The 5,375-nt window shown below is 66.9% G+C and carries 2 protein-coding genes; both read left to right on the forward strand.

The window, feature by feature from the left end:
• Positions 1-3,147: SDR family oxidoreductase (locus tag ACE039_RS00750; RefSeq protein ID WP_485821381.1), on the forward strand; the 3,147-nt coding region annotated here is incomplete at its 5' end.
• Positions 3,148-3,210: 63 nt separating this feature from the next.
• Positions 3,211-5,375: beta-ketoacyl synthase N-terminal-like domain-containing protein (locus ACE039_RS00755; protein WP_485821382.1), on the forward strand; the 2,165-nt coding region annotated here is incomplete at its 3' end.

Here is a 5,375-nt window from a genome sequence, read left to right on the forward strand (position 1 = left end):
GTGGCGGGCCTGATCAAGGTGCTGCTGCAGATGCGGCACAAGCGCCTGGTCAAGAGCCTGCACGCCGAGCCGTTGAACCCGCGCATCGATCTGGATGACAGTCCGTTCTACGTGGTGAACGAGGAGCAGGTTTGGGAGGCGCCCGTCGATGAGACAGGCCGGGCATTGCCGCGGCGGGCGGGGGTGAGTTCCTTTGGCTTCGGGGGGGTGAACGCCCACGTGGTGCTGGAGGAGTATGAGGAATCGGCCTCGGATGCGCCGCAGGTGCAGGCTCCAACAGTGGTGGTGCTGTCAGCGCGCACGGGCGAGCAGCTTCGGGCGCAGGCGGCGCAGTTGCGGGCGCATCTGGAACGGCGCGAGGTGGATCTGGCGTCGCTGGCTTATACGCTGCAAGTTGGGCGCGAGGCGCTGGGGATGCGTCTGGCGCTGGTGGTGAATTCGGTGGCAGAGCTTACGCGCAAATTATCGGCGTATGAGCAGGGTGAGACCAGCCTGGAGGACGTGTACCAGGGCGAGGTCAAGCGCGGGTCGGACACGTTGTCGGCCTTCGCAGCCGATGAGGACCTGCGGGAGTTGATCGCCAAGTGGCTGGCGCGCGGCAAGGTAGGGAAACTGGCCGAGTTGTGGGTGCAGGGCCTGGCGGTGGATTGGTCGGCGCTGTATGGCGCGTCGGGGCCATCGCGGCCTTCGCGGGTGAGCCTGCCGACGTATCCGTTTGCGAAGGATCGGTATTGGGTGCCCGAGAACGGGTCGGGTACGCAGGCCGCGCAGCTGGCTGGCGCGCTGTCGCCACCGGAGCGCGAAGCAGTGCTGCACCCGCTGGTGCATCGTAATACCTCTACTCTGCGTGAGCAGCGCTACAGCACGTGGCTGACGGGCGAGGAACACTTCCTGCGTGACCATGTGGTACGAGGGCAGAAGCTTGTACCGGGCGTGGCGCAGCTGGAGTGGGCGCGAGCCGCGGCGAGTCTGGCGCTGGAGGAAGATGGTGCGATCCGTATCGAGCAGGTGAGCTGGATGCGGCCCCTGGCGGTCGCCGAGCCGCTGGCCGTGCACATCGGGCTGGAGGTCGAGGAAGACGGACGAATCGGCTACGAGATCTACAGCGGCGAAGGCGAGGCGGTGCAGGTCTACAGCCAGGGCTGGGCGGTGGTCTCGGCGCCGGGCGAGGCGCCCACCGTCGACCTGGCGGCACTGCGCGCGCAGTGCGGACGAACGATCAACCGCGCGGATTGCTATGCACGATTTGCGTCGATGGGCTTGGCCTATGGACCGAGCTTCCAGGTGCTGAACGCGCTCGAAGTCGGTGATAGCGTGGCAATCGGTTCGCTGCAGGGGCATGCATCGCAGGGCAGCTACGGTTTGCCGCCGAGTCTGCTGGATGGCGCGTTGCAGTCCAGTCTAGGGCTGACGATAACGGATGACGGTTTGGCACTGCCGTTCGCGGTGCAGTCGGTGGAGCAGTGGTTGCCGGTGCCGGTGCCTGCGTATGCAGTGGTGCGGCCGGCGGCCGGAGACAGCGCGGCGGTGCGCAAGCTGCAAGTGGAGATTGTTGATCCGCAGGGCCGCGTGGCGGTCCGGCTGAGCCAGCTCAGCAGCCGGGCGTTGCCCGCTTCCTCAAGCGAGGATCGGACGGCCGAGTCCAGCGCGCCTGCGGCGATGGCGCACGTGGCGTTCAGCGCCGCTTTGCCGGATGGGTCTTCCTTGTTCTCCCCGTCGCTTGAGGGCGAATTGATGTTGGCGCCGGTATGGGAGGTGGTAAGCGAAGCCGGGCTAAATGCGTCACCTTCCATGCAGCAGCTGATACAGCTGCATGCCGGCACGCAGACGCCGTTCGCGGGGCCGCCCGCCGTGGCGTGGTCGGTGCGCGACAGCCGCGAGACCTTGGTCGAGGCGCTCAGGCGCGAAGGGCCGCTGCAACACATCGTGTGGCAGGTGCCGGCCGGTGAAGCGGGGGCAGCGGTGATGGCTCTGCGGCTGGCGCAGGCGCTGCTGGCGCTGGAGTACGGCACGCGATCGCTGGCCCTGACGATCGTGACCCGGCAGGCGGTGGGGGTGGGGCCCGACGAGGCGGCCGATCCCGATCAGGCTGGCGTGCACGGCTTGGTCGGCTCCCTGGCCAAGGAATATCCCCAGTGGCGCGTCAGTTTGCTCGATCTGCCGAAGGATGAGGACCTGCCGCTGGCGGCGCTGCTGGCCCAGCCCGCCGAGGCGCGGGGGGATGCGCGGGCGTGGCGTGCCGGGCGTTGGCATCAGCAGGGGCTGGCGCCTTGCGCGGTACCCAAGGCGGCATTGCCGCCGTATCGCGAGGGCGGCGTCTACGTGGTGCTGGGCGGGGCCGGAGGCATCGGCATGGCGTTGAGCGAGCATCTGATCCGGCGGCACCGCGCACAACTGGTGTGGCTGGGCCGGCGTGCCGAGGACGAGGCGATTGGCCAGCATCGTGCGCGGTTGGGCCGGCTAGGGCCGACGCCGCTATATCTGCAGGCCGATGCGACGGATCAGGATGCGCTGGAGCTGGCGCACGCGACGATCCGGGAGCGCTTCGGAGCCATCCACGGCGTGGTGCATGCGGCCATTGTGCTGGCCGACCGTAGCCTGGCGACGATGGACGAGGCCACGTTCCAGGCGGCGTTGACGGCGAAGGCGGCGACGGCCGAGAACCTGGACGCGGTGTTTGGAGACGAGGCGCTCGACTTCCTGGTGTTTTTCTCATCGTTGCAGAGTTTTATGAAAGCGCCGGGGCAGAGCAACTACGCAGCGGGTTGCTGCTATGCGGATGCGTTTGCCAAGCGGCTGCGGCACCGGCCTTATCCGGTGAAGCTGATGCACTGGGGCTATTGGGGCAGCGTCGGGGTGGTGGCCTCGGACGACTATCGGCAGCGGATGGCGCGGGCGGGGATCGGTTCGATCGAGCCGCCGGAGGCGATGGAAGCGCTTGATCGGTTGCTGGCGGGTCCGGTGGACCAGGTGGTGTTTGTCAAGACGACGCAGGCCTCGGTGGCCCGCAGCCTGGGCGTCAGCGAGAAGGTCACGATCACGGCGGCATCGAATGCGCCCAGGATCGTGTTGCGGGCGCCTCAAGAAACGCTCCATCCTGGGCCGCATGATTCGTCAGCCGAGAGCTTGGACCTGGTATCGGCATAACGCGATTCTTTTCACTGGTTGAAGAGCGCTTCTGCATCTATTTGGCTTAAGAGGAATACGTATATGTCGTCAGCAGTACAGGACGTGTTGAAGAGAGCAAAGGCGCAACGTAATCTTGAGCAGCACCTGGGTCGACTGTTGTACGCGCTATTAGCGCAGCAGGATTGGCTTTCGGCGGCCACGGGGTTGGTGCCGCGCTATGCGCGCTGGCACGAGGCCGGCCTGCGCATGTTGCGGGAACAGGGCGTGATCCAGGACTCGGCACCACTGGATTGGAAGACGTCATGGTCGCAGTGGCAGGCCTATCGCGAACAGGTGCGCGACGATGCCGTGGTGGCGGCGCAGTTGCGCCTGCTTGATGCCGTCCTGCCGGCACTGCCGGCGATTCTGCGGGGAGATCAGGCGGCCACCGACGTCTTGTTTCCACAGGGGCAGCTGGGCCTGGTGGAAGGCGTCTACCGCGACCACCCGGTAGCGGACTACTTCAACGGCGTGTTGGGTGAACGGCTGGACGCGTATGTCCGCGCCCGCATCATGCACGACCCGCGGGCGAAGCTGAGGATCGTGGAGATAGGGGCGGGCACCGGGGGAACCAGTGCGGGGCTGTTCGCGCAACTGGGGGCTTATGCCGAGCACATCGAGGAATACTGCTACACCGACGTATCGCCAGCGTTTCTGCTGCACGCCCGGGAGCGCTACGCCGCCCAGGCGCCGTATCTGCAGACCCGGCGCCTGGACATCGAGCACACGCCGGTGGCCCAGGGGTTCGCGTTGGGGCATTACGATGTGGCGGTGGCGGCGAATGTGCTGCACGCGACGCGGGATATCCGGCGCACATTGCGGCACGTCAAAACGCTGCTCAAAGGCAATGGCCTGCTGCTGCTCAACGAGTTGAGCGCGGCGAGCCTGTTCTTGCATCTGACGTTCGGGCTGTTGGAGGGCTGGTGGCTGGCCGAGGACGAGGCGGTGCGGATCCCCGGGACGCCGGCCTTGAGCTTGCAGGGCTGGCGCGACGTGCTGACCGCGGAGGGATTTGGCGCGATCGAAGCGCCGGCAGAGGCCGCTTACGAACTGGGGCAGCAGATCATCGTGGCCACCAGCGATGGCTTGGTGCAGGTCCAGAGCGAAACGAAGACGCCGCACGAAGCGCCCCGTGAGTGGGCGCCTACGTCCGTGGCATTGTCGCCGCGGGACGATGGGCCGGAGCAAGACCCCATTGCCGGCGATACGTTCTCTGAAGCGCTTGAGCGCGTGTTGACAGGACTGATCTCGGCGCATTTGCAGATCGCCAGGGAAGAGCTTGAGCGAGACGCGCCACTCAGTGAATTCGGTTTCGACTCGATCACGCTGACCTCGTTTGGCAATGTGTTGAACCAGCGGTATGGGCTGACGCTGAGTCCGACGGTGTTCTTCGAGGCACCGACGATCGCGGCGTTGACGGCGTATCTGGTGCGCGAGCATGGCGACGTGTTGGCGCCGGCGTTTGTCGTGGCGCCTACGCGGCAGCACGGTGCTCACCAGGACGGACAGACGGCGCGTTCGGTCGAGCCGGTCGCCTCAGTCGGCCGTCGCCGGGGCCGTCGGCCACTCCCTGTGTCGGGCATGCCGGCCGAGCCGCCCTCGGTTCGGCCGGAGCCGATTGCCGTAATCGGTATGAGCGGCTGCTTTCCAGAGGCGCCCGACATCGAGACGCTGTGGGCCAATCTACAAGCGGGACGCGACTGCATCGGGGAGCTGCCGGCTAGCCGCTGGAGCGGCCGGCCGGCGCCGGCCCTGCGTCGGGCGGGCGTGATCGAGGGGGTGGAGGAGTTTGACCCGTTGTTCTTCGGGATCTCGCCGCGCGAGGCGCAGGGGATGGACCCGCAGCAGCGGCTGCTGATGACGTATGTCTATCGGGCGTTGGAAGACGCCGGGTATTCCGTGCAGAGCCTGTCGGGCAGTTCGACGGCGTTGCTGGTGGGCACGGGAACAAGCGGCTACGGCCAGATGCTGACGCTGACGGGCGAGGAAGTGACGGGTTCCAGCGCGGCCGGAGTGGTGGGCTCGATGGGGCCGAACCGGATGAGCTACTGGTTGAACTGGCATGGTCCGAGCGAGCCGGTGGAGACGGCGTGCTCGTCGTCGCTGGTGGCGGTGCATCGGGCGATGGTGTTGTTGCGCAGCGGCCAATGCGGGCTGGCGGTGGTGGGCGGCGTGAACACGCTGCTGTCTCCCGAGGCGCACGAGAG

Source organism: Achromobacter maghribensis, assembly GCF_057334215.1.